The 23439-nt window shown below is 36.2% G+C and carries 28 protein-coding genes and 2 pseudogenes; 1 reads left to right on the top strand and 29 read right to left on the bottom strand.

Annotated elements, in window-relative coordinates; all coding sequences use genetic code 11:
• Positions 1-10: 10 nt before the first annotated feature.
• From I589_RS06130 to I589_RS06020, 25 genes and pseudogenes are all read right to left on the bottom strand, one after another.
• Complete coding sequence (locus I589_RS06130) at positions 11-2161, bottom strand: BppU family phage baseplate upper protein (RefSeq protein ID WP_010768981.1); 2151 nt, start codon at positions 2159-2161, stop codon at positions 11-13.
• Complete coding sequence (locus tag I589_RS06125) at positions 2161-3177, bottom strand: hypothetical protein (RefSeq protein WP_010768982.1); 1017 nt, start codon at positions 3175-3177, stop codon at positions 2161-2163. Before I589_RS06125 ends, I589_RS06130 begins: the two co-directional genes overlap by 1 nt.
• 4 nt (positions 3178-3181) lie before the next feature.
• On the bottom strand, positions 3182-4204 hold the full coding sequence (locus I589_RS06120) for a phage tail protein (RefSeq protein WP_010768983.1): 1023 nt from the start codon (positions 4202-4204) through the stop codon (positions 3182-3184).
• 8 nt (positions 4205-4212) lie between these two features.
• Positions 4213-5034, bottom strand: coding sequence for a phage tail domain-containing protein (locus tag I589_RS06115; protein ID WP_010768984.1), 822 nt, complete (start codon positions 5032-5034; stop codon positions 4213-4215).
• A gap of 3 nt (positions 5035-5037) precedes the next feature.
• A complete protein-coding gene (locus tag I589_RS06110) occupies positions 5038-9069 on the bottom strand; it encodes a phage tail tape measure protein (protein WP_010768985.1) in 4032 nt (1343 codons plus the stop codon).
• A 279-nt stretch (positions 9070-9348) separates the two neighbouring features.
• Positions 9349-9810, bottom strand: a pseudogene (locus I589_RS06105) (phage tail tape measure protein); the annotation flags it as partial.
• 210 nt (positions 9811-10020) lie between these two features.
• Positions 10021-10818, bottom strand: a complete 798-nt coding sequence (locus I589_RS17760) for an HNH endonuclease (protein ID WP_010768987.1) — start codon at positions 10816-10818, stop codon at positions 10021-10023.
• Positions 10819-10971: 153 nt separating this feature from the next.
• Positions 10972-11568 carry a hypothetical protein gene (locus I589_RS06095; RefSeq protein ID WP_428829661.1) on the bottom strand — a complete coding sequence of 199 codons (597 nt, stop codon included), beginning with the start codon at positions 11566-11568 and terminating at the stop codon, positions 10972-10974.
• A gap of 186 nt (positions 11569-11754) precedes the next feature.
• On the bottom strand, positions 11755-12093 hold the full coding sequence (gpG, locus tag I589_RS06090) for a phage tail assembly chaperone G (RefSeq protein WP_010768989.1): 339 nt from the start codon (positions 12091-12093) through the stop codon (positions 11755-11757).
• Between the two features lie 62 nt (positions 12094-12155).
• Positions 12156-12407, bottom strand: coding sequence for a hypothetical protein (locus tag I589_RS06085; protein ID WP_034684438.1), 252 nt, complete (start codon positions 12405-12407; stop codon positions 12156-12158).
• Between the two features lie 20 nt (positions 12408-12427).
• The gene (locus I589_RS06080) at positions 12428-13021 is read right to left on the bottom strand and encodes a major tail protein (RefSeq protein WP_010768990.1); all 594 of its coding nucleotides are present in this window, start codon (positions 13019-13021) and stop codon (positions 12428-12430) included.
• A 31-nt stretch (positions 13022-13052) separates the two neighbouring features.
• Positions 13053-13445 (bottom strand): hypothetical protein, encoded by a 393-nt coding sequence (locus I589_RS06075; protein ID WP_010768991.1) that lies wholly within the window; start codon positions 13443-13445, stop codon positions 13053-13055.
• Positions 13442-13837, bottom strand: coding sequence for a hypothetical protein (locus tag I589_RS06070; protein ID WP_010768992.1), 396 nt, complete (start codon positions 13835-13837; stop codon positions 13442-13444). The genes I589_RS06075 and I589_RS06070 overlap by 4 nt, the downstream gene beginning before the upstream one ends.
• Positions 13834-14235: a phage head completion protein gene (locus I589_RS06065; protein ID WP_034684437.1), complete on the bottom strand. Its 402-nt coding sequence runs from the start codon at positions 14233-14235 to the stop codon at positions 13834-13836. The genes I589_RS06070 and I589_RS06065 overlap by 4 nt, the downstream gene beginning before the upstream one ends.
• Complete coding sequence (locus tag I589_RS06060) at positions 14195-14473, bottom strand: hypothetical protein (protein ID WP_010768994.1); 279 nt, start codon at positions 14471-14473, stop codon at positions 14195-14197. Before I589_RS06060 ends, I589_RS06065 begins: the two co-directional genes overlap by 41 nt.
• Before the next feature lie 3 nt (positions 14474-14476).
• Positions 14477-14575: pseudogene (locus I589_RS18040) on the bottom strand (HeH/LEM domain-containing protein); the annotation flags it as partial.
• A gap of 41 nt (positions 14576-14616) precedes the next feature.
• A complete protein-coding gene (locus I589_RS06055; protein WP_010768995.1) occupies positions 14617-15753 on the bottom strand; it encodes a phage major capsid protein in 1137 nt (378 codons plus the stop codon).
• A gap of 25 nt (positions 15754-15778) precedes the next feature.
• Positions 15779-16525: a head maturation protease, ClpP-related gene (locus tag I589_RS06050; protein ID WP_010768996.1), complete on the bottom strand. Its 747-nt coding sequence runs from the start codon at positions 16523-16525 to the stop codon at positions 15779-15781.
• 2 nt (positions 16526-16527) lie between these two features.
• Positions 16528-17673: a phage portal protein gene (locus I589_RS06045; RefSeq protein ID WP_010768997.1), complete on the bottom strand. Its 1146-nt coding sequence runs from the start codon at positions 17671-17673 to the stop codon at positions 16528-16530.
• 31 nt (positions 17674-17704) lie between these two features.
• Positions 17705-17872 (bottom strand): hypothetical protein, encoded by a 168-nt coding sequence (locus tag I589_RS18305; protein ID WP_010768998.1) that lies wholly within the window; start codon positions 17870-17872, stop codon positions 17705-17707.
• 15 nt (positions 17873-17887) lie between these two features.
• The gene (locus I589_RS06040) at positions 17888-19525 is read right to left on the bottom strand and encodes a terminase TerL endonuclease subunit (RefSeq protein ID WP_010768999.1); all 1638 of its coding nucleotides are present in this window, start codon (positions 19523-19525) and stop codon (positions 17888-17890) included.
• The gene (locus I589_RS06035) at positions 19522-19875 is read right to left on the bottom strand and encodes a hypothetical protein (protein ID WP_010769000.1); all 354 of its coding nucleotides are present in this window, start codon (positions 19873-19875) and stop codon (positions 19522-19524) included. The genes I589_RS06040 and I589_RS06035 overlap by 4 nt, the downstream gene beginning before the upstream one ends.
• Before the next feature lie 189 nt (positions 19876-20064).
• A complete protein-coding gene (locus tag I589_RS06030; protein WP_034684435.1) occupies positions 20065-20286 on the bottom strand; it encodes a hypothetical protein in 222 nt (73 codons plus the stop codon).
• On the bottom strand, positions 20280-20594 hold the full coding sequence (locus I589_RS06025) for an HNH endonuclease (protein WP_010769002.1): 315 nt from the start codon (positions 20592-20594) through the stop codon (positions 20280-20282). Before I589_RS06025 ends, I589_RS06030 begins: the two co-directional genes overlap by 7 nt.
• Positions 20572-20910, bottom strand: a complete 339-nt coding sequence (locus I589_RS06020; protein WP_010769003.1) for a hypothetical protein — start codon at positions 20908-20910, stop codon at positions 20572-20574. The genes I589_RS06025 and I589_RS06020 overlap by 23 nt, the downstream gene beginning before the upstream one ends.
• A gap of 434 nt (positions 20911-21344) precedes the next feature.
• Between I589_RS06020 and I589_RS06015 the strand changes: the two genes are divergently transcribed.
• A complete protein-coding gene (locus I589_RS06015) occupies positions 21345-21545 on the top strand; it encodes a helix-turn-helix domain-containing protein (RefSeq protein ID WP_010769004.1) in 201 nt (66 codons plus the stop codon).
• 51 nt (positions 21546-21596) lie between these two features.
• On the opposite strand, the gene I589_RS06010 is transcribed toward I589_RS06015, so the two are convergent.
• The 4 genes from I589_RS06010 to I589_RS18300 all read right to left on the bottom strand — a co-directional run bounded on the left by I589_RS06010 (position 21597) and on the right by I589_RS18300 (position 23439).
• Positions 21597-21827 carry a DUF6275 family protein gene (locus I589_RS06010; protein WP_010769005.1) on the bottom strand — a complete coding sequence of 77 codons (231 nt, stop codon included), beginning with the start codon at positions 21825-21827 and terminating at the stop codon, positions 21597-21599.
• A 346-nt stretch (positions 21828-22173) separates the two neighbouring features.
• Entirely contained in the window at positions 22174-22593 is a 420-nt protein-coding gene (locus tag I589_RS06005) for a RinA family phage transcriptional regulator (RefSeq protein WP_010769006.1), read from the bottom strand.
• 188 nt (positions 22594-22781) lie between these two features.
• Complete coding sequence (locus I589_RS06000) at positions 22782-23294, bottom strand: hypothetical protein (protein ID WP_010769007.1); 513 nt, start codon at positions 23292-23294, stop codon at positions 22782-22784.
• 1 nt (position 23295) lies between these two features.
• Positions 23296-23439 (bottom strand): hypothetical protein, encoded by a 144-nt coding sequence (locus I589_RS18300; RefSeq protein WP_010769008.1) that lies wholly within the window; start codon positions 23437-23439, stop codon positions 23296-23298.

The following is a 23439-nucleotide window of genomic DNA, read 5'->3' as shown; positions in this document are numbered from 1 at the left end:
CCTCTTAATTTTAAAACAAATAAGTCCCATGAATGGTTAACCATTGACCGGTTGGCACATCAGTCCATGTAGTATCAGTATTTTGTCTATATCGTGATAATTTAATTTTTCTATTGGTAAAATCTGCTGCCAAATACCAAATAGCAGTTCCTGAGCCTTGCATTGCTCCCATAGGAATAGTTCCCGTATTGCTTCCGATAAATTCTGCTGGTATATTCCCTAATTCCTGTCCATCTGCTTTTGACAAAACAATCGAATTTGTTCCAATCCCTCGAAACTCAACATTCCCATTCTTTTTTCTGAATCTTAACCTATTATCTACATTACCACCATGGTCACTAATACCAGTTGACCACGAACTGTTTACCCATCCTGTATCTTCTATTAAATCTATTCCATTTAATTTAGGCATCGCCGTAAAGTTTTTAATTCCGCCGATTGTTTGATTGTCGGTAACATTAACTAAACTAGCTTTATCATAGCTTGTTAAGAAATCTAACCATTCTCCCCACTCTGTTTGCTCTGAACCTAATGTACGTATATAAACCGATCCTGCACCAATGGAGCTCCCCATTGTTTTTGGAAAAACGTATTGAGCTACACGATAGGTACTTTGTTTAATTGTCAAAACATTTCCGTAGTTAGGAATTGGATATCCCAAAACATTACTTGCATTACCAATTGTAATACCGTTTTTGTACGTACTAGGCAAATCAGAAGCGGGTTTTTCTGTTACAAATCTAAAAGCGCCTTCTATTTTATCATTAAGTATTTTACCGCCATAAGTACTTAATGCTGTTAAATCATCGAATAAAAAACTACTAGTCACTTTTGCAATACCAGCCTGTGTTGCTGTTGCCGTTTGTGTTTGCGGTACGTAAAACTTGCTCAAATCTAATTTAAATCTATGATCGCATTGCACAGCATCTAAAGCGACGCTCGGTTGATTTGTCCCATTGCTAGTTTTCCCATAAGCCAACACATAAACATAACCATCGTCCATGAGATAACTTAATGGTAAATTCTTAGATAACAAGGTTACGTTGCTTGTATCGTTAACAAGTGGTACTGCATCCCAAGAAGAACCGTTCCAAAACGTAACATTTAATTGGTTCTCTCCTGCTGGCAATCCACTGCCCCGCCCCCATACTTGTGGAATTATACGAATTGTATTCTCCCTAATCCATTTTGATTTCTGAGCTACGGTAGTCAAACCCAGATTTACAAATAGCGTAGGATAATTTCTTTCCATTTGTGCTCTAACATTCCATCTAAGTAGTATTTGAGCTAGCGTTCCCTCTGTAGCAACAGAACCTTGAGTGGAATATAATCCATCAACAACAAGACTGTTGTCATACATGCCTTGTGTTGCTTCTACCCAACCCGATTGAGCAGGTGTCAATAAGGTTTTGCTGGTCCCGTATCGGTCCATTTTATGCACATTAGCCGTGCCATTAGCTGTAACTTTATTTCTAAAATTATAAAGTGTAGTAATCGTTTGACCATCAGTAATTACATCACTTAACAAATCATCTGTTTCTTTTTTTGTATACAAATTTTTATCTGTAATCTGTTGTTGAATATTGTCCATCTGCACTTTGCTATCCGACTCGAATTTGTTGAGCTTTGACTGCATAGCATTCATTTCTTTGATAAAATCCGTTTCGATTTTTTCAATTTTTGCTAGCGTTTCTTTAATCCGTTGGTCCACTGCATTAAATCCAGCGTAGTAATAATCTTCTAGCTCTGGTATCATATCATCGATTGGACTACGTCTAATGTTAAACGTAAATCTTCCTGCTGTGTCCAAAGACTGTTTATTTGGCATGTCAATGTAGATACTGCCATCTACAATCCCTTGATAACCTAAAATATTGTCTGGTAAAACAAATGATATTAAGCCACTTACAGCATCATCAATCGTTGCGTTGTAAATATGTCTACCTACTCCGTCAGCTGCAGTGAGGGACTTAAAGAGCAAACAAACAGGCACAATCGTTCCCTCAGTCAATGGGAAAATTGCACCTTCTTTTTTTAATTGAAATTTTAATCGAGCAGTTCCTTTGTCATGCGACCAAAAAACAACTTTTGTGTTAATTGTTTCAGTTGCAGTTGCTTCGATTTCTATTGTTTGTTGATTCGTTTTAAAGGTTTCATTCATCAACCTAACACCTGCCCACCGTTTTTTTCTTGCTTCAGCGTTGTTGCAGTCATTGAAGCAGATGATCCAATGCGTACTGTTCCACCATCTGCAACATAGCCAATTGTGTTTGCTGATCCTTTTGTACTACCTAACAGCGCCTGCGAGCCATACTGGATATATACACTTGTATACTGATTTGATAACACTGTGCCAGACCCGATAGAAACTATCGTTCCTCCTGATGTATAAATTGAGCTGAACTTTGAATTCCCTTTAGTATTCTCTAGGAAACGGCAATTTTGAACAGATACATAACGAGAAATATCACAAAAAATTGAATGGTCTTCCGTATTTTTCGTATCCACGAATGTAAAACCATTCACTTGAATGTAACTTATTACATTCATAAATGTAAAACTGCGAACAAAGCAACCTGTTTCATCAGATTTTCCGGTTGTAGTCGTATAATTTGTAGCATAAATGTATATTCTACTTGCTTGGATTGAATCAATATTGACATCTTCCAAATAACTTCCAGGCTCTACCCATAAATAATAGGTATTTGATGATATCATAGGCAGACTATTAATCGCCGATTGAATTGTTTTAAACGGTTTTGTCTCGGTTCCGTCAGCTATTGCATCATTTCCTATTTTCGAGCTTATGAAAATATCAATAACTTGTGAAGTCCCACCAAATAAACCTTGCATTGTGTGCTGTAACTGTTGCAGCTCTTCTTTTTGATTTTCGTAGTTTTTAGTCAACTCGACTATTTCATTAGCCGTTAGATTATCTCCAGCCAACAACCGCGCATGGAGAGTATCAAATGTTTGCCCAAGACTGTTTACACGAGCGTCTATGACCTCGTTTGGTGATGTTCCACCACTTTGCAATACTAAGTTATCAATACGCTTATTCGTTGCATTATCACGCTTTTCAGCCTCAACTAGAAGTCCATTTACTCTATCAACAATCTTATCGATTAATTTTTTAAACTCTAAATCAATCCTATTTGATGTCCATTTTGGTAACATGTCATCACCCTTTCTTTAATAATTGTTTGATGATACTTGTCATTGTTTTTTTCGTGTTACTCAGGATTATTTCTGGCGGCTTGTTAGGAATCATTGGATACTCAGTAATACCAACCACTTGTATCCACGTATTAATACTTAGTGGCTCATAAATGAATGCCACATAGTCGCCTTTACTTAAATCGACAGTCCATTTTAGAGTTGTACTTCCGGATATTGACGGATAATCATGTATATCCTTTTTTAAGCGAGCAAGCATATTACCAGCTTGTGTATACCGTTCATCTTCTACAGGATCTTGTATCCTTATACCCCACTTTTCCGCTTGAGGAGAGGTATATGTGATAGGTGTAAAATAATAAGCTCCACCTTCAGACTCTTCCTTTTGTTTTCCGAATCCTTTTATCTGAGTCTTTAAGTCAAAGGTATCAATATCAAATTGCACATTGTCCGTATTGTACTTATATCGTATTTGTTCATTGGTTTTTTCACCATAATCAGCTGTCGGATAAAATTTAAGATGTTTATTATTTTGAACAATTACTGCGTCATAATCATCTAATACTTCTTCAATCAATTTTAAGTAATTATTTTTTCCAAAATTTTCCTGTTCGACTTTTAGAAACTTATTTTTAGGATCAATCACTTCGTAGGAAAAACCTCTCGCACCACTCGAAAAAATATGTTGTAAGCACTGTGTGATGCTCAAGGTTCCTGTTTTTTCTGTATATTGAAATCCGTCTTGCACAGTGTAATAAATATGTGTGGCCACAACCTCTTTAAATAGTTGCTCGCCAACGGCATAGCTCTTTAACTGTTTAATCACATAATGTTGACCTTGCCAAATTATGATTGATTCATAGTCAGCAATATCAAAAGCCTTTCTATTTCTGTCGGTCTTCGTTACTTTAAAACTGACTTCCCACGTTTCATTTTTTTGCCAATCGACAACAAAAGAATCCTTATCTACATCGACAAGGATTTCTTCTTTGGTTTCTTCATAATTTCGGATAATTAAATCATTCATACAATCACCTACATGTACAAAAATCTGAAATCAAAACTAACATGAATTCTCGATATGTTTTGAATTTCGATTTCATTTTCACCGGGAACAAGTGATATTAAGCCATGATTAGTTTCAATCCCACAATGGATACCATTTTTTTTAGGATATACTCCCTCAAGCGTTAAAGCTTCCCCTTTATCACTATATAACGAACCAGTATAAATAAATCGCTCACCTGTGGTCTTATTGAAAAGAGTACACTTACCATCACTCATACCCTCAATTTTAATCGTTAATTCTTGTTCTCTTGGGTCAACAGTAAAATCCCCAGCATTGTATACAACAAACTTATTTTTATTAAAAGTATATTCGTAATCATCTGCCACAAGACCTTGTGAAAACTGCCAATCATCCTCTAAATCATAGTTACTCAGCGTTGTTGTGACAGATTCTGAATGGCCGGCGAAAACTAAAAATTCAGCTTTGTATCGTGTGTAACTACTGTATTCATCTTCTCGTTCAAGAGATACAGGATTAACTTTAAATCGTTTCCCTGGTGATTTACTATGCAGTAAATAATATGGTTTTCCGATAAAAATTAAACTGTACAATTCTGTTTCAAGTAGTTCAGCGTTTTTTTCATTGTCGAAAAATACATCTAAATCGAGCGTTAGAGTAAATGGACGAAAAGATGAATTAGTTTCTCTGTTACCATTTGATCCACTAAACTCTGTATATTCTACTTCGTACTGAGGATAGCTACGACTAATATTTGCACATACTAGTTTCAATTGTTCTTGCGGATGAACTTCAACTTCGTTCTGAATAAATTTTAAATCATAAAACATAGTCTACCCCTTTCCGTACATCAATCGTGATAATTTACTTCCGAAAAGCGAATCTTGCATCTTATTAAGAATGGTCCCATCCAGCTCAATATTAGGGTTCTTCTGCAAAATCATTTTTAATACAGACATCATATCTGTATGTTGTGACTGTATAACACTTATTAATTCTGTTTGATCAACGTTAATATTTAGGTTTTGACTGCTAGTTGAACTGTTGCTAAATGTCTGCATCTGCTTAATGATTTGAGCATTTTGAGGTATACCAACACCGTCAGCATATCGAGGTATTAATCTTTTAGTTAATGATGCTTTAATTACTTTAGAACCCTTCGGTAAATCTGGTAAAAAGACATCTCGACCTTCAGGTACAAAAGGCACTCCACCTTTTGGAATTACAAGTTCTTTATAAGTTGGTCCTTTTTGATCATTAACAATGGCTGGCCCACCTATGTGAAAGCTTGTTCCTTTTTCTAGTCCTAAAAGTTTCCCTATTCCTGATCCAATATCCGCAACTACACTTAACGTTTTAGTTATAACTGACGGTTTAGAATCAAAATTCCCAACAGCTTCTGAAGCATTCCATGCTGGACCGCTAGCATTATCAACAGCATTTAGTGTTTTGTTACCTGGATTATTTCTGCTGTAAATGTCTAGTGCTAATCCACCGAGTTTAGCCGCAGAACTAACTCCAAATGACGTACCTTCTAATCTTTTTCCAGCCGGATTGTTTCGATTATAACTGGAAAGCGAAGATTCGCCAGATGAAGCAGCTTTTTTAACACTTGATGAATCACCATTTAATTTCTTAACAGGAACATTTTTACCAGTAAAATTATCGATAGCTTTTATTCCACTATTTGATTCATTTTTTACATCTGTTGAATCACCGTTAAATAATTTTGTATCAATATTTTTACCTGTAAACTCATCTATTGCTTCGATACCAGAATGAGATTCAGTTTTCACATTCGTAGCATCGCCATTTAGAACTTTTAAATCTGCTTCAATTGCATTGTATTCTTCAACAGACATCGTTCCATCTTTGACTTTAGACATGATGTCCACATTATCAGCAAGCATTTTTTTAATTTCAACAGGTAAATTCTTCCATGCTGCTAAGGATTCCGCTGACTCATAGATTTTGTTGTTTAAGTCTTCATTATTTGCTGCAATTGTTTTTTCTAACAGAGTCTTACCATTCCACCAGTCAAGTTCTTTTCCCGATGATAATAATTTACTTAATAAATCCTGGTTATTAGCCGCAAGTTGTTTGTCTTCAACAGATAAAAAATTCCATCGAGCTAATGATTCTGTAGATTCAAATACTTTTTCATATAGTTCTTCATTATTAATGACTAATTTCTTACTCTCTGCATCTTGTGAATTCCATCTCTCTAACTCTAAATCTGAATTAGTAACTTTTTCTAGTACGTCTGTGTTATCTGCTAGCATCCGTTTTTCAATTTCCGGTAAGCTATTCCATCGAGCAAAGTTTTTCTCAGACGTAAATATTTTATCTAAAACATCTTGATTATCTACCAACAAATAACGCGTATCGCTAGGTAACTCATTCCACGCTTTCATTTTTTCTTCTGATTCATATAGCGAATTCAAGAATTCATAATTATCCGCTTCTAATTCTTTAATTGTAGGCTCATATTCTTCCCATAAGCCTAAATTTAGCATGGTTTCAGCCATTTTTTCTGGAGTATTAGAATAGAGAATCGCTTTTTTCTCTTCAAAAGTCATTTCATCCCATTTTCCACCAGCCCTTAAAGCTTTAAAGGTGTTTTGAGAAAATTCATCTTGTAAAACAGCTTGCTTATCTTCCCAAGCCATGCCATCCCATCGACCATTAGCTATAGCTGCTTCTCCGATAACGAGTTTTGCGTTTGAATCTAGATTTGCATCATGTAAAACCATTCTCATCTGATTCCATTTGGTGATATCCTTCGTACCCTCTGTAACTATTTCTGCAGCATTTGATTTAATATTACCTTCTTTATCTTTTAATTCCAGTTTATTCCAAATTTCAGCAGCTGTTTTCATATTTCCAAATTCATCGACTGTCCATGCTTGTGCTTCTGCAACATTTTGAGCATTTTCTGCAAGCTCATCTGCCATTGATTGAGCACTTTGTACAATATCCTTATTGTCTTGAATCATAAATTGAGCCATCTCGTCTGATCCACTAATTAATTGGCCATTACCTAAATATACCTTATTTAGTAACTCTGGATATTTCTCAGTTATCGTTGCCATTTGCTGGTCAAAACCGTCAACAGTTGTTTTGTTAATTTCATCCCACGCTTTTAAAAATTTCTGAGCAAATTCTCCATCGAGATTATAGCCTAAATCTTCAAGATATTTTTCTTTCTCTTTGCGACTCTTCATCATATTTTCTTCTGCAGCGGCTCTCTGTTTTCCTAGAGACTGCAACCAAAGACTTGCTTCTTTTTCCGAGGCATTTGCGACATCACCTGTCATGGCACTCAAAACTTTTTTCTTTTCTTCTACTGTTAAATCTAACGTGTCAACATAATTTTGCAATGTGTCTTGATTTAAGCTCTTAATAATTTTAGCTTCAGAAGCATTTATTTCTCGCCCCTCATTAGACGCTTGTCTTTTTATATCTGTAATGCGTTCTGAATTAGCTTGTATTACTTCTAGCGCACCTTCTGCTTGGACTTTCTCGTTTTCAAGCATTTCTCCCAATGCACTATCAATGCCTTCTGGCAGTTCCCTAATAAGCTTATCCAAACCTTCGATTTTCTTAATTAAGCTTTGTTCAATTGTTGCTCCAACTTTTTCAAAGCTCTCAACCATTCCAGCTGTGTTTCCAGATAGCCCTTCTTCCATGAGTCCGAATTGACCCGTTGCGGCTTGTGTATCATCTTGGATTTTAGTCAATGTTTTCTCGGTCACTTCTCCAACATCTGAACCCCAACGCTCTACACGTTGGCTAGAATTCCAAGCTTCTTCTCCAAATAATTTCCAAGCACCATAACCAACTGCAAGAGCGCCACCAACACCAACAATACCTAAAATTGCCGGGCCTAGAGGGCCTAATGTTGCGGCCATTGCTCCTAGCCCACCTGAGCCTGCCGCACTACTTGCAGCACCACCGAATAGACCGAGTTTTTTTACTCCGCCACCTAAAGCTGTTGAAAGAGTGTCCACACTAACAGAGCCTTCTACTAGTTGTTTACTGACTTCTGCGATTGCTTTCTTTTGGGCCATTTGAGCTGACATCTCTACAAATGACTTACCTAATCCACCGATTCCAGATGTTAATTTTCCGGTTATAGAAAGAACTGGTCCAGCTGCCATTGCAAACGCACCTAGTTTAATAATCATCTGTTGCGTTTTTGGATCAGCATCACTAAACTTTTTGGCTAAATCTCCTAATGATTTTATAAGTGGTTTTGCCGATTCCATACCATCGCGTAAAGCATCAACAAACGGACCACCTAAATCAATAGCTGCATTCTTTGCTTCGTTTTTCAGCATTTTTAATTTTGACTCAGTTGTTTCATAACGCTTATTCGCTTCGGCTGTTAATGCAGTATTTTCTTTAAATGCTTTATTTCCCATAGTGATAGCATCGCCGAATGTGCCACTTGCACCAGCCGCGCGCAACAAACTATCTCGTAAGCGAACCTCTTTAATGTCCATGTCATCTAAAACTTTTATTGCCGATGTACCTTTTTCTTCTGCGTGAGACAGACCCTCAACAAACTTCATAATAGCTTCGGAAGGATTTGATTTGAACATCTTAGAAAATTCTTCACTGGTTACGCCAGCAACATTCGAAAAGTTTTCTAGAGATGATTTTGATTTATCAGCTTCTTTGTACCATTTTTTAAGTGATGAGCTATTTGTTCCTAACGCTTCAGCCATCGACTTAAGTGTTTTACCACCTTTTCCAACAGCGTTGCCTACATCACCTATTGTGTATCCTGCCGCGTTTGCGGTCTCTTCAAGCTCTGTAAAAGCTCCTGTTCCTTTTTCCACTGCTAACTGCATTTGAATCATTACTTTAGAAAAGGCAGAACCCAATTTTGTTATCGTAAAGGCTTTTTATCCTCTACTTCTTACTGTTACCAGTAAGTTCGGCATATATTTTTACCCTCAAATTAAATTGTTAGGGTAATCGACACTCGTGGGGATATTATTGCTCTCTTAACGCTCAATCCCTATGCTCTACGGTGGCGAGTGATGTTCTCGCTTACCTCGGTATTGTCTATTAAAGAGTTCTACCGATTTTGCCGATTTCTATGCTACTTGTTTCCAAGTAGTCGGGCAGTTTTGTTTACCCGCTTCCGCCTCAACTCCAACAGAACTCAATGCCGCTGCGAATCCTAATATTTCACCCTCTGACATGCCAATTTGTGACCCGGCACCGGCTAAGCGAAGTGACATAGCAGAAATTTCAGATTCTGTTGTCGCAAAGTTGTTCCCAAGGTCAACGATTGCAGATCCTAAATTGCTAAACTTGTCATGAGACATGCCAGTGATATTAGCAAACCGAGCCAACTCTGTAGCCGCAGTTTCCGCAGCTAAATTGGTTGACTCGCCCATGTCTAACATAACTTTGGTAAAGCTCACTACATCATCTGTTGCAATTCCTAACTGCCCACCAGCTTCTGCTACGGCGGCAATCTCCTTGTGCGTGCTCGGTAATTCTGTTGCTAATCCTCTGAGTCCATCTTCTAAATCTTTGTACGAGTATACAACTTTTCCTGTTGAATCAATAATTTCATCATTTGTTTTCTTTCAGTTTTGTTATCGTGTGGGCTTTTTATCCCTCACTTCTTATGGTTTCCCATAAGTTCGGCGTACATATTGGGCTATCAAAAAATAGTCCTCGAACACTCTTGGGAGCATTATATTTATTCAGCTCCTACGCTCTACACTACTTACTAGCCTTACGTAATCTAGTAAGTTAGCACGGTATTAACATAATTTTGGGTATAATAAAAACCCCTACGATGCAGGAGTTTCATAAAATTCTTTAAATTGTTTTATAGTGTTGTATTTCTGACCATAAATTTTATGGAATGCTAGGTGGCAACTCTGACAAAGAACAACTGCGTTATCAGGATTTAATCTATTTTCTTTATCCCAGTGGTAAGAGTTTAGATGATGAACGACTACGTTCTCTTTAGAATCACAGATAACGCATTTAAAATCGTCTCTTTTCAAGACTGTATTTTTAAAATGGACATATCCTAACACTTTCATTCGTTTTTTTCTATCTTCTGAAGTCAAGTTAGGATTATAATTAGGATTGTTTTCTCCGCAAACTATTTTAGATTGTCCTACATGTCTACATTTTTCTGAGCAATACTGATGTTCACTTCTGATAATTAAGTACGGTATCTTTAATGTGACTTGCCCACATTCTTCACACTTTACAGGAACTCTGCAATATCTAGGATTTTCTTCCCCAGAAAATCTGACATATTTTAAAGTAGCTTTCATTTTACTAATACTTTCCGTACTATGTTCCCTGTTAAAGAATGGATTTTCTTTCCCTTTAAGTCCTTCTTTTTGCCATTCATCTTTGCATTCTCTACAACAAAATTTGTGTTTACCATTGAAATTACTTTGTCGTTTAGTAAATTTTTCCCCGCAGTAATCGCATTTCTCTGTTCGCCTAAACTGTTCTTGATACTTGCTCCAACACTTTCTATCGCAGAAAATGTTTCTACTTCTTACCTCACTAGGCATTTTGTAGACGTCTTTCCCACAATTTTTACAAGTCAATTTTAACTTGCTCATATTAACACCTCCGATAGTGTTTCCGAATCAAATTTCATTGGAAAGGAGGTTCGGATACCTCCTGTTCGATAAAGCTCATGACTTCCTTATCTATCCTCGTTTATTATACCATAAAACATTAGTCTTCACCGTTTTTGCTCGATTTAATTACCCCTATATTACTATAAGGGAGGGCAAAGAGTTTACCCCTGCGAAGTCGCTTTCCCAAGATATAGCAGCGGTGGTAACAGCTGTGGCCGCTGCTGCAAAAGGAACAGTTACACCTTTAATTAAACCATTTCCAAATGATTCAATTTTCTTACCACTAGAAATAAGTTTATCGCTATACTTATTGATACTACCTGTCACGCCAGTAGTTTTCACTTGTAATTCGGCTAAGTCGCCAGCTGTGTTCTTTAATTGAGTTTGATAACTAGCTAGTTTACCGTTTGCATCTTGTAGTTGTGAGGCTAGTCTTTTCGTGGAGTCTGTTGCTTTCCCATCGACAAAAGACTCATCATAAGCTTTTTTCAAGGCAGCGACTTGTTTTTCTTGCGCACCTATAATTTTTGTTAAGCTTTCATATTTAGTGCCAAGTTTACCTATTTTATCGCCTGCCATGTCAGCTATTTTCATGTTAGCTGACATTTCTTTCGCTAGATAGCCTACTTGTTTTTTAGAATTAGATACGCCTCTGCCAAAGTCCGCATCATCCAATCCTAATTTTATGACCATATTCCCTAATGGTGTTGCTCCTGCCAAATTACCCACCTCCTTTTACCAAATCGCTAAGTGGTCTTACCACTTTTTTCTTTTTCTTCGGTGTTTTAATAAACATAATTTCATATAGATAAGTAATATCTGTATCAAGTACATCGTTGATAGACCAATTGGGATAATGTTCAAGAATTGTCTTTACTAAGTCCAATTGCAACTTATGATGTTCAGCAGCTGTTATTACTTTTTTGTTGCTTCTTGATCAGATTCCTCTTTTTTGTATCCTAAAACGCGATACATAATGAGATCAGAAATCACCTTAGAAGCTTCTTCAGCATCTAAACCATCAAGCACAGTGTCTTCAGTCACATCTTCATCGTCAAAAAGGTTGGCGACAAAACGCACGCGGTACTCGTCTAATTCATGTTGTTTTGGCGGTACCTCGTTACCTTTATCATCTTTCTGCCATAGTTCAGCCTCGCCTTTGGTATAATCCAACGCCTTACGGTATGGAATATGGTCTTGTACAAACGTTTTCTTTTTTCCTTTAATCGTTAAATCTAGTCTTGCTTCACTCATGCTTTTTCCTCCAATAATTCAAAATAAAAAGGCTAGTCACTCAGACTAACCTTTCTCCATTTTTATTCTGTTAAAGTTAAAGTGTTTGAATCTGTGAACGCTCCGTCACTACTTTTAACAGTCGTAATGTATGTTCCAGGCGCGACATCTTCTGTCCAAGAAATTAATCCATTATTGGTTACTGACAGTCCTTCTGTCACTGGATTTATTTCAAATGATACATTTTTGTTCGTAGCATTTTCAGGTGTAACAATTGCATTTAGTTGTCTAGTTCCTGCAGTCCCCGCAACTGCTGTTGATGTTTTAGGTGACACTGTAATACCAGTTGCGGGGATTATGCCTCCCCCGCCGTGCCTAAAACAACTGTTTTTAATTTATCAACAGCTTCTTTTCCAACTGCACGCAATACATGTAGATTTTCTGTTTTCTCTCCCATTGTAATAGAACGAGAAATAGCAGAGAACACATACTCGCCAGGTTCCGGCTTGAAATCTTCATCGGTTGTTGTCGCTAATGAGTGACCATCCTTTGTGAATGAACCGCATGTTAAAGCAAACGCAATTGGCGTGCCATATAGGTCCTCTGCTTCAACAACAGCAGCTGCAAAAGGTGGCTCTGTATTTTCCCCCATACCAACAATACCCTCATCCATTGCAAGATATCCAAGCAATTTATCTTCAACTTTAGATGGTAGATCTAAGATTCCGAAGTTTGCAGCGACTGAACCTACACCTTTACGTACAATAAAGTACTCAATGTTTGAGCCAAATACCTTTACTGGTTCCTTTGATAGACCTGTTAAATCAAAGCTTGATGTAGCCCCTTCTTTTGGCACACCTTTAATTTCGTAAATTTCTGCTGTCGTATCCGGTTGTTTTTTTTCGTCTAATTTACGTACTGACATTTTTGAAAATCCATAAGTTTCCATTTAAAAATTCCTCCTAAAAAATAGACACTAACTAGTAGTCAGTGTCATAAATATTTGTGTTTTTTCTATAACGACGCGCATCTACATATCGATTTGTATCTTTAAAATAGGTATCTAAGCCACCAGTTAGTTGCCCGAAACCATTTTCTCTCATAGTTGTTTCAACTGCTTTTGCAATTTCTTTTGTGACTAATGCATTTTCGCTCTCAACATTGATTTGATAACTAAATTTCTTTGATAGAACTTTGTTACTTGCGAAATATGCGGCTTGTTGTGGTACTAACGCATCAATAATAATAAACGGTTTTGTCGTGTCGAAAGTCTCAACCAATTCATAAAACTTAATTCTGTCACTACCGACTTTTTCCAAAATTACAGGATTAGCTTTCAATGCATTATAGATTTCCATCATCATATCTTTCATTTCACTAACTCCCCTAACTCCGACCGCATTTCTTTCATTGCAGTACTTTCGATTTTATCAACCGCACCTTGTAATTTACCCATGCCGCGTGGTCTTACATACTTACCGAATCGCGTATAGCCGAATTCGTTTAAATGAACTAAAGGAGCTCGCTCTTTTGAAGCCCAACCTGTCTCAACGCGTTTTGGATTACTCTTTACACCACTAGTAATAACTAAATCGTGTGTTCTTCCGCTATCAATATAACTAGACACGGCTTCTTTCACTATTCCTTTATTTTTTTCTCCAGCAGTTCTTAGAGCTTTGTTAATAACACGAGTCGCTTTTGATTTACCAAGCTTCGCTTCAATATTTTTAATTATCTCTGCTTCACCTTTTATAGTTACACTCATGATGTTACACCTAAGATAATTTTGATAAAGTCATTGTCTTCCACATCTGGTGCATGATCAACAATATCCCAAATCTTATCTTTATAACGGAAGTCATCAAGAATGACCTTATGCTTATTCGATGGTAGGTAATCAGTATAAGGATCGCGAATTTTAATCGTAACCGCCTCTTTCGTGCCTTTTCCGTTCAAAATATCTCTATCTTTAGACGAGGGATTGTAAACAAGGCACGTACATTTGTACAATTCTTGTTTTTTGTCCTCTCCTGGATAAGGACCTTCATCTGGTACAAACTCAAAAAAAGTAACTGGTGTATTTAAATCACCAGCTACTATTTGAGACCTTCTGTACTTAGTATTAATCGGCAATTGAATCACCTGCCAAGTCAATTGACGCATCCATAATCATTGTTTGAAAATTGGTGTAGAAATACTCTAACGCTTCATTTCGAAGGTATCGAGTACGCTCGTAAACTAACTCTTTGCCTTTCTCATACACATTAGGGTTGAATTCTCCGATGATAGACTTGATATCGGAAAACCCACTTTCTAACTGTTTCCCAATATCTTCGTCCTCGGAAGAATGAAAAATTCGGAAACGGGCTTTATATTCATTTACGAATACAGTTTCATTCATCCATCATCCCTCCAATAAGTCAATTAACTCTTGCTTCTTAGCATTGCCTGCATATTTAATTGCACGCTCGTCTAACAATGCTTTTAGTTCTGGCACAGTAAGGCTTTGATAGTCTACCGTCGCCTTGCGAGCGTTAGGCGGTGTTACTCCCCCGAACCACCTTCAGCATTGTCAGTTGGGATTGCCAAATCCCAAACAGCAGCTACTTTATCATCTTTTGCTTTTCCGTAAACAAAGGTTTTGGCGGTACAAAGATCTAAATCTTCTAAAGCAAGTGTTTGATCAAACTTTTTAACCGATACACCACCAGCAGTATATGCATCGTAACGTTCTCCAACAAATGACACAGCTTTTTTTGCAACTTGAGCAACAGATTCAATAATGCTTAGGTTGTATGGCAAGGCAGTAACGTATACACCATTTGCATTTAAAAATGTATATTGTGCTTTAACTCCCCATGCATCAGTCGGGTTCACAACTAATGCCACTTTTCCACCTACCGCAAATGATTTTCCATTTTCTTTCGTAGAATGATATTTATACATTTCTGTAAGTTCTTTGATTGTAGCCTTAGAATCAGCAAAAGTTAATTTACCACTTGTTGCTTTCTCTGGATAGACCCCTCCAGTAATTGCCACATCCTTTTGAACTTGCCGATTTAACCCAACAGGTTGGTCTTTCCCTGTTCCGGATAAGAAAGCTAACTCCATTGCAACGGCAAAAGCTTCTTGAATCTGCAAGCGAACAAATGATTCTATCCATGCAGGACCAAAATTTGTTAAATCTTTGGGAACAACAACGAAAGCTGTTAATTTGTTTTGAATGGCTTCTTCATCACTGAACGATGCATCTAGTTGACCTTTGATTTCATCAAATACTTTACCCCAAACCGCAACTCCACTTGTTTCTGATTTTAAGAATTTGAGACGTAGACCAGCATTTTTCAATCCAATTGCTGAAAGTAATGGATGTTCTGTAACTACATCTTCAAAGATATTGTCAATTGTTTCTTGAGGTAACAGCGTTTCTTCTTTGTAGCCAACTTCCTTATTGATTTCATTGAAAAATTTACGTTGTTCAGCATTTAATTTTGCATCCAAACTAGTTCCAGCTGCATACGATTCAGCTGCAGTTTCCCCCGCTTTTTTAGCTTCGGCAATCATTTGATCAAGCATGTAGCCGTATAGCTCCCCTACTTTTTCAGTTGATTCATTATTTTGTACTGCTTCAATCCATGCGGATTTTGCATTTTCAAAATCTTTTGATAGTTTAATAGTCATTTCATGACCTCCTCAGTTTTTTGTATTAAAAAAGGAACTTAGCGAATGGCGAGACATTCACGGGTTCCTCAATTTTTATAGTTTCATCATTTAATTGTTTTTTTACTTCTTGAGCAATCTGTTTCACTTGTGATTCACTGAAATTCACTTGCATAGTTGATGGCTGTTTCTTTAATCGCTTCATTTCATTGATTATTTTTTGTGGAATAATCCCACTACCAGCATCAGCAACTAGTACGGGTTTATGGTTATTTTCAAACATAATTTCATCTACAAACCCTTTCTCCAGAGCTTCTTCAGCTGTTAACCAAGTTTCTTCGTCCATTAGCTTTAATACTTCATCTTTTGGTTTGCCAGTTTTAGCAACATAAGCATTTGCAAGAGACTGATTGGCCTTTAGTAATATCTCACTCAGTTTATCCATGTCATGATAATCGCCTACTCCACCACCAGAAACGTTGTGAATCATCATTTGACCAACAGGACTGATTGCAACTTTATTCGCTCCCATAGCGATAATTGACGCGGCTGAACCGGCCCAAATCACATTAACGGTCACATTTCCTTGATAAGCTCGCAAAGCAGTATATATTTCATTGCCTTGATCAACCAATCCGCCACCTGAATTTATAGTTATTTCAACATTTTCATTTGTTTCAGGTAGTTGATTTAACACATCATTAGGGCTAGTCGCATCCATTTCTAACCAGTCATAGAACCACTTATCATCATTTGATACGATAGGTCCATTAATTTTAATTTTTACCGTCATAATTATTTTTCACCTCCTTCCAGCTGTTCTTCATAGTTTTTCGTCATTATAATCTTTTGACCTTCTTTATTTGGCAAAGGTTCATATTCATTTTCTTCTCGAACCTCGTCAATGTAGAACGCACCAGCAGAAACAATTTTATCAATTTGTGTTGCGTTTTCGACAATGCTCACTGGTAAAACTTTGATCACTTTGATACGTTCGCCATCCCTATATTCTTGACGAGTTAGTATTTTTGCAACTAGCTCATCTTGAAGCTTTTTGACTAATGAAGAGGTACAAGTTTTTTTCATTGCCTTCAGATTAGAATCCAACTCGGATTTTTCACCATAAATAAGTGCCGTAGGAACTCCTATGGCATTTGCTACTACATCAATCAAAGATGAAATCATCTTATTTAATTCGTCAAGGGACTGATTAGAAACTCCTTGCTTATTGGTATACTCTTCATATTCAAAACCTTTTAGTTTTGGAACAATTGCGACTGACTTTGTACTAAACGATGTAAATATCTTATCGATAAACTTTTGTAGCCGTTCCGTTCGAGTCTCTCCACTTTCGCTTTTTTGATTATTGACAGTTCCAGAACTATCAACACCAACAGTCCCTCTAATTTGATTATTTCGCATAGCGACTTCTAATATTCGGCCAAATAGTTCAGCGTAATCATCAAACAAGCCCTTCATAAATACTTCAAGTTTGTCATTATTATATTCAAGATAGATAACTTCTGACATTTTAAACGTCTTCTTAAATGTATAATTTTTGACGGTTACCATTGAAAAGGTATCTTCGTATACAGCGTATTCTTGCCTATAATAATCATCAGCTATTAAAAGCTGATTATCATCTGTGACAACCACTAAGACCTCATTGTCATCAAGTAGTCGATAAAAAAACTTTTCCCAAAATGTAGCTGCGGACATGTCTGAGTTTGGACGAACATTCAATATATAGTCCCAGTCATCCACATTCTCCTTATTTTTAAATGTAACTTCTAAGGTGGACATTGTCCTAGCAACAAAGTTTAGTACTGTATCTTTTGCGATTGATTTTAAATAGGCTCTATTAGCAACGCTCTCTGCAAATTCAATATCTAACATCCAATCAGTTTCATTGTTCCCTCTAAAAATATCTAATAAACTCAAGCTTTCACCACCCTTCAAATTTATTTACAAACTATCTTGTATTTTTTAACATACGTCTGCCTGATTTATTTGGTATCTCATCAAGCTTTTCCCGTTTTCGACCAGTATTTTCAATGATTGTCTTTACCAAGTACGGTTTATTTCCTCCATAAACTAAAGTGCTTGTTCTGGTCATATTTAAGTAGTGGGGTTTATACATAAGTAGTCATCCTTTCTAAAAATCAAGTTCGTCCAACAAATCAAATGCTTCGTCATAGTTCACATCAGAAATTTCTTCACGCTTATATAAAGCTGCAAGAAAAGCGTGGAATCCATCAGTTTTTCTTCTGACAGGTTCTTTTTTTAAGAATGCTCTATTTCCGTCATTCCCCTCTTTTACGAAAGTGTTATGAGTGTACCAACGCATAATTGGACTATCACCAAAAATAAACCGTTCGTTTGCGAAGCCATCTTCTATAATTGGTGCAACCTTTGCTTGTACTCCTTTTGGATTTCTTAAAAATTCATACTCAAACCCTTCTTTTTCTAACAACGGCTTGAGTAAATCCATTCGAAAACCATCAGCTACAACTAAATCAATTGAGTAGTAATTTCTTTGCTCATTTAACCAGTCAATTATATGTTGGGGCTCAATAGATGGTTCATCCACAATCTTTATTAATCCTAGTTTTTCCCATTCTTCAATGGGAGCCTTTAATTTGAAAACATCTAAAAATTTCTTCCTAGCAAAACTCTTTTGAATCCAAATGAATTTTCCTTCTACTTTGAATAACAAACCGACACTGACAAAATCTCGAATGCTTGCATAGTCAAACCCGGCAATACAAGAGCGACCCACCAAATCAGGAATTGCTTTATTTGTAGCCATAAGCTTTTCTTGTGAAGTAACATCTCTCTCATCATTTCCTTCGGTGAAATTCATGCGCTTGATGACAAATTCTTGTCTACCACTTGGTTCTTCTTCTAAATCTAGGTAATCTTCTTTTACTTCTTCAAAAATTTGTTCTGCATATTTTGTTTTTTCATTAAACATTGGATTGGCCTTAGCCCACATAGACATATCATCCATTTCATCTATAGAATCTAATGTACATATAAATGGAAAATATCCTATTCTATCCGTTTTACCAGTGAGTATCTTCATAGACCGTTCAAGTTGTTTATCATAGAATCCTTCGCGAACATAGCCATTTGTGCCAAAATAAAAGGTTCTAGCATTTTCTACTTTTCCTAAACCCGACCTTTGAACTTTAACTGGGCCATTATTTATAAATCCATGAACTTCATCAAAAAAAAGACAGGCATCTCGTGCGCTGTCCATTGTTTTTGGATTATTTGTTCTAAATTTAAAAACGGAATTCATTGCCTTACCAGTGATAACGGTTTTCTTTGCATCAAATTGTTTTGTTAATTTTTTACTTTGAATTACATTATAAACTTCTTCGAATGACATTTTCGCTTGTTCTTCTGAATTAGCAGTTATTGTTGAGTTGTACCCTTTGATCCCATGTAATGGTGATATAAAAAAAGCACCTAGCGTTGATAGAAAACCATTTTTACCTGCTCCTCGAGCAATCGTTATTAAGAACTCACGGAACACTACCCTGTCGTTCTTCTTCCAGTACATAAAAATGAAAGTCGCAATAAATTTTTGATATACAGCGAGTGGAAAAAAGTTTTTTTCCGAGAATCTAATATATTTTTCTAGCATATCATAATTAATGTATAGATCATCACGACTAAGAATCTTTTGCTCTAGGTATTTGATAAGGAGCAATTGTTTATGACAAGCAACATGAGCGCCACTTAATACTAGCTGCTTATACTCTTCAAAATATTTTGCTTCAATCATAATAAATCACTGCTATCATCAATATTCATTACCCCTTCCTTTTCAAGAGGAATTAAATCTGTCAATTGTTTCATAATTCTTTGATAGCTCATGTCTCGTGAGTTAAAAAGCTTCGCCATCGGGCGCTCTCGCTCGTATGGATCTTGTTTATCGGATTGACAGAACATTTCAACATCTCCGTTTTCAGAGATATCTATCCACATTTCATCTAATAGGATTTTAAGTCTTGCGGCTTGAATAATTAATCCATCTACTGCTTTTAATTTATTATTTGGAATATCTTTGAACAGTTTTTTTAATCTATTTTTTTCTTTTTTTACAAGCTTGTCTCGCTCTTCTAGCGTACTCATTCGCTCACCTACTTTCATAAACTATTTTAAGGGGAGGGGGGTCACGTGTGAAAAGAGTGTTTTTCTTTCTAGTTGACCCCTTCCACCGGTTCCCTGAGATCCCACTTTGACCCAAAATAATTCGATGGGGGGGATATCAGTCCCCACAATCAGCTTATTTTTTGTTCATTCTTTGAATATTATTATTAATCATTGGTTAAGCACTACATCTGTTAGTAGATCGATAGACAACACTCTCTGCGCTGAACTATCTTTAGTAATGTATATAAAAATAATTACATTAGTTCCTGGCGTATCGCCGTTAGTAACATAATGTTTCGTCATTGATACCACGCCTGCTTCTTCAAGCTTAATCCAAAGTCTTGGTACTTCATTGTTTAAATCGTATTTAATATCACTACGTTCTACCACCACTCATCATCCCACTTTCTTTTGCGTTCATTGCCTCTATAGTTCATTCGATCGTGTCTCTTGTTATGACAATCTTTACATAACGTTCTGAGGTTGCTGGGTTCATATGCTAACTCTGGATATTGTTCCAGTTCCTTGATGTGGTCAACCTCTAGCACGGAATCATACTGAGTTGTTAGCTTCCCCTCAGCTTTGCACCACTGACATTCATAGTTGTCACGCTCTAAGATACTCTTACGTAGATTACGCCATACAGTAGAACCATAGAACCTAGCTCTATCTGTTCTAGTCTTTACGTTTGGAATCATTCGCTAGTCGCTCCATGTATGTCACAGTCAGCGCTCTCTGAACTTGTAGTATGCCGTCAACACCTAGCTTTTCAACATCAAGGTTCATTCTCTCCTTGAGAAAAACTTTATTCGCTGGTGTTTCTAGTGAACGTTTCATAATGTAGAAGTTAAGAGATGCTAACTCATCCATTTTCAAACCGTAGATAGTAATCATATTCCAAAATAACTCAGCTACTTCTTCCATACTTTTATTATCTTGAATCTCTTTAAGCTCTTGCATTTGTTTAATAATACTTGCTTCTTTTTCTATTAAGTTATCATCATCTTTATTCATTCAAACTGCCTTCTTTCCTTTGAAATAAAATAAAAAAAAGCCCAAATTAATTGAACTTTTCAGTAAAAACTATTGACTATATATCTAATATTAGATATAATATAAATGTAAGGTAGTTACTTACAAATACAACGAAAGGAGCGAGATATGAAGCATAGAAAAAAGAGAACTAAGAAAATTGAAGTTGCCTTCGAAATCAACCTTCATTTCCTAAAGTTCTCTATCAAATGGACAGTGGAGCTTTAAGCTCCCTGTTCCTCTATGATTATTATATCATATCTAATAAAAACTATGAAGAAAATCGTATGTATTCAGGTAGTAGAATCTGCTGAAAAGAAATCTGTCAAAATCAATGTCACAGTTCCGTTGTTCATTTCTATTCCTATCATAATGTTTCTAACGTGGTACTTCTTATTTAAATAGGCGGTGAGTAAATGATTGTCAATACAAAAGATATTAAATGGTTGCTAGAAAACCGAACTCAGTATTTTATTTCTAAAGAAACAGGTATCACTCAGTCAAAATTATCAAACTTAAAGAATGGTAAAATTGATATTGGAAATTTGTCTATTCGTATTGGTGCAAAGCTAACTGAGTTAGCTATTCAAGAACAGAACTCTACTCCTGAAAAGTGAGTAGAGTTTTTTATATGCTAATTCTATTCCGCCACAGCGACTTAATAATTACTAAACTTCTACACATTCATTTGATTCTTTTTGATAAGTATCAACATATATTTCTTTCTTATCACCATTATGGGTTAACTCGTATAAAGGAGCGCCTTTTTCAGCGTAAGATAAGATTGCTTTATTGTTTTGCAATGTCTTACAGCTCCATATAACGAAAATTGACTCTCTCTTAATTCCTCTTGCTTCAATAATATCTTTGCAATTTTCTATAAATCTATCGTTATCCATTCGTATCTCCTACTAATTTATAAAATATTAAGCGGCAGTTAACTACAATAGTGTCCACCTACTTGCAATTGACTACCGCTATCTCACATGAAACAACCGATGATTTTTATTTTTTGTGTGAACAGGTCAAAAACTTTGTTCTCCGATTGTTTAAATCTAGCTACAGATACAGAAATTTAATTGATATTTTTAGTTTGTCGTTAAGCTTATATAGCTAGATTATCTCTGATTAGTCAATCTGAGCCGACGTCCTCTAACATGATTGTGTGTCTCGTTGCTCGTTAACTAAACCTTTCGACAATACTATTTTATGCTCTTGACAAGCGGAATAATACGCCTTTTATTCTCATTCTGCTAATATTCCACGCTCTTTCGCTAAAGTTTCTAATATTTTATATCTCTTTCTATATACGCTACCTGTTGAGCAATGTATCTGTTGAGCTATCTCAATCCAACCTAGATAGTTAGATGGTCCCCACAAATATTCATCGACAATATGTTTTAACTCGTCTGTTAAGTTGTCATACGCTCTTGAAATATCAGAATATAGTTTAGAGTAGTAAGTGTAACTTTTATTGTCCTCTTTTTTTATCATGTCGTTTAAAGCTTTTTCTGTATGTCCAGTTGACCCTCTAATCCAACTGTTTAAATCTTCTGGTTTCCAGTCATCAGCTATTAATGTTTCGATTATTTTTTTGGGAAAAGATTTATAATTTCTGAAATCTTCTTCTAAGTCAGCTAGTTTTGTCTTGGTTAATTCTGGCAATATCTATCCCTCCTCATTAAATTTTGATAAAATACTTATCGTACCTGGCGGAAAACAGGTACTAGTATTCACTGTGAGACAGCGAGTGGTCAGCTGTCTCTTTTTTATTGGTTGCAAAAACTAGTAAATTCTTGTAATTTGGTTGCAACGACATAAAACGTTGATAAGTAGGCTTTTATTTTCACTCTTTAAGTCTTTTTATTGCTCTTTAGAACTTCCCAACCTAATTCATTCAACTTATTCTTGTTCGACAATCTTTTGGATTCAGCTTTTGGCAATTCAGTAACGCTACTTGCTAAAAACTCCATTTTTATATCAACAAAGCTGTAATAAATCCCTTTTATTCCAGTTAAAATATACGTTCTTCCGTCATCACAAGTTGTGACTTCTCCAACTCTTACTAAATCGTCCCAAAATCTCCCAAAGTCTTCACTTGCTGTATTCATGGTAAATGTTAATTCTGAATATTTATGTGTCATATTTTGAATAGCACACGTTCCAGCTTTTTGAGCTACTACTTTTGCCACGATTACATCTGACTGACGACCGCGTCTACCTGCAAAGCCTTTTACCACTCGGCTTTTTACTTCGCTACTTGCGATAGAACGTATAATCCATTGACTATCTTTATAATCAAACACATCATTTTCTTTTAACGATTTGTCAAATCCTACACGAGTTAAAGTAAACTGACCTAACACTTTATACCTCCTCCACACTAACCAGCCTGTAAATCCCTTGAATCACCATAGCCTTTGCTTCTGCGTCCTTTTGACAGTCAGCATAAATGTACTCTTTTTTAGCAATGCCTTTGTAATTGATGTAGTTCACTTCGTATGTGTACAT

The sequence above is a fragment of the Enterococcus phoeniculicola ATCC BAA-412 genome (assembly GCF_000407505.1).
In the GTDB taxonomy this organism is placed as follows: domain Bacteria; phylum Bacillota; class Bacilli; order Lactobacillales; family Enterococcaceae; genus Enterococcus_K; species Enterococcus_K phoeniculicola.
Note: the sequence above shows the minus strand (reverse complement) of the source record. Positions and strands in the feature narration are given on the sequence as shown.

Excerpts from the sequence above, each read along its gene's own strand:
- I589_RS06130 (WP_010768981.1), bottom strand. The coding sequence starts at position 2,161 with ATGAATGAAACCTTTAAAACGAATCAACAAACAATAGAAATCGAAGCA.
- I589_RS06125 (WP_010768982.1), bottom strand. The coding sequence starts at position 3,177 with ATGTTACCAAAATGGACATCAAATAGGATTGATTTAGAGTTTAAAAAA.
- I589_RS06120 (WP_010768983.1), bottom strand. The coding sequence starts at position 4,204 with ATGAATGATTTAATTATCCGAAATTATGAAGAAACCAAAGAAGAAATC.
- I589_RS06115 (WP_010768984.1), bottom strand. The coding sequence starts at position 5,034 with ATGTTTTATGATTTAAAATTTATTCAGAACGAAGTTGAAGTTCATCCG.
- I589_RS06110 (WP_010768985.1), bottom strand. The coding sequence starts at position 9,069 with ATGATTCAAATGCAGTTAGCAGTGGAAAAAGGAACAGGAGCTTTTACA.
- I589_RS17760 (WP_010768987.1), bottom strand. The coding sequence starts at position 10,818 with ATGAGCAAGTTAAAATTGACTTGTAAAAATTGTGGGAAAGACGTCTAC.
- gpG (WP_010768989.1), bottom strand. The coding sequence starts at position 12,093 with ATGAGTGAAGCAAGACTAGATTTAACGATTAAAGGAAAAAAGAAAACG.
- I589_RS06080 (WP_010768990.1), bottom strand. The coding sequence starts at position 13,021 with ATGGAAACTTATGGATTTTCAAAAATGTCAGTACGTAAATTAGACGAA.
- I589_RS06075 (WP_010768991.1), bottom strand. The coding sequence starts at position 13,445 with ATGAAAGATATGATGATGGAAATCTATAATGCATTGAAAGCTAATCCT.
- I589_RS06070 (WP_010768992.1), bottom strand. The coding sequence starts at position 13,837 with ATGAGTGTAACTATAAAAGGTGAAGCAGAGATAATTAAAAATATTGAA.
- I589_RS06065 (WP_034684437.1), bottom strand. The coding sequence starts at position 14,235 with ATGCGTCAATTGACTTGGCAGGTGATTCAATTGCCGATTAATACTAAG.
- I589_RS06060 (WP_010768994.1), bottom strand. The coding sequence starts at position 14,473 with ATGAATGAAACTGTATTCGTAAATGAATATAAAGCCCGTTTCCGAATT.
- I589_RS06055 (WP_010768995.1), bottom strand. The coding sequence starts at position 15,753 with ATGACTATTAAACTATCAAAAGATTTTGAAAATGCAAAATCCGCATGG.
- I589_RS06050 (WP_010768996.1), bottom strand. The coding sequence starts at position 16,525 with ATGACGGTAAAAATTAAAATTAATGGACCTATCGTATCAAATGATGAT.
- I589_RS18305 (WP_010768998.1), bottom strand. The coding sequence starts at position 17,872 with ATGTATAAACCCCACTACTTAAATATGACCAGAACAAGCACTTTAGTT.
- I589_RS06040 (WP_010768999.1), bottom strand. The coding sequence starts at position 19,525 with ATGATTGAAGCAAAATATTTTGAAGAGTATAAGCAGCTAGTATTAAGT.
- I589_RS06035 (WP_010769000.1), bottom strand. The coding sequence starts at position 19,875 with ATGAGTACGCTAGAAGAGCGAGACAAGCTTGTAAAAAAAGAAAAAAAT.
- I589_RS06025 (WP_010769002.1), bottom strand. The coding sequence starts at position 20,594 with ATGATTCCAAACGTAAAGACTAGAACAGATAGAGCTAGGTTCTATGGT.
- I589_RS06020 (WP_010769003.1), bottom strand. The coding sequence starts at position 20,910 with ATGAATAAAGATGATGATAACTTAATAGAAAAAGAAGCAAGTATTATT.
- I589_RS06015 (WP_010769004.1), top strand. The coding sequence starts at position 21,345 with ATGATTGTCAATACAAAAGATATTAAATGGTTGCTAGAAAACCGAACT.
- I589_RS06010 (WP_010769005.1), bottom strand. The coding sequence starts at position 21,827 with ATGGATAACGATAGATTTATAGAAAATTGCAAAGATATTATTGAAGCA.
- I589_RS18300 (WP_010769008.1), bottom strand. The coding sequence starts at position 23,439 with ATGTACACATACGAAGTGAACTACATCAATTACAAAGGCATTGCTAAA.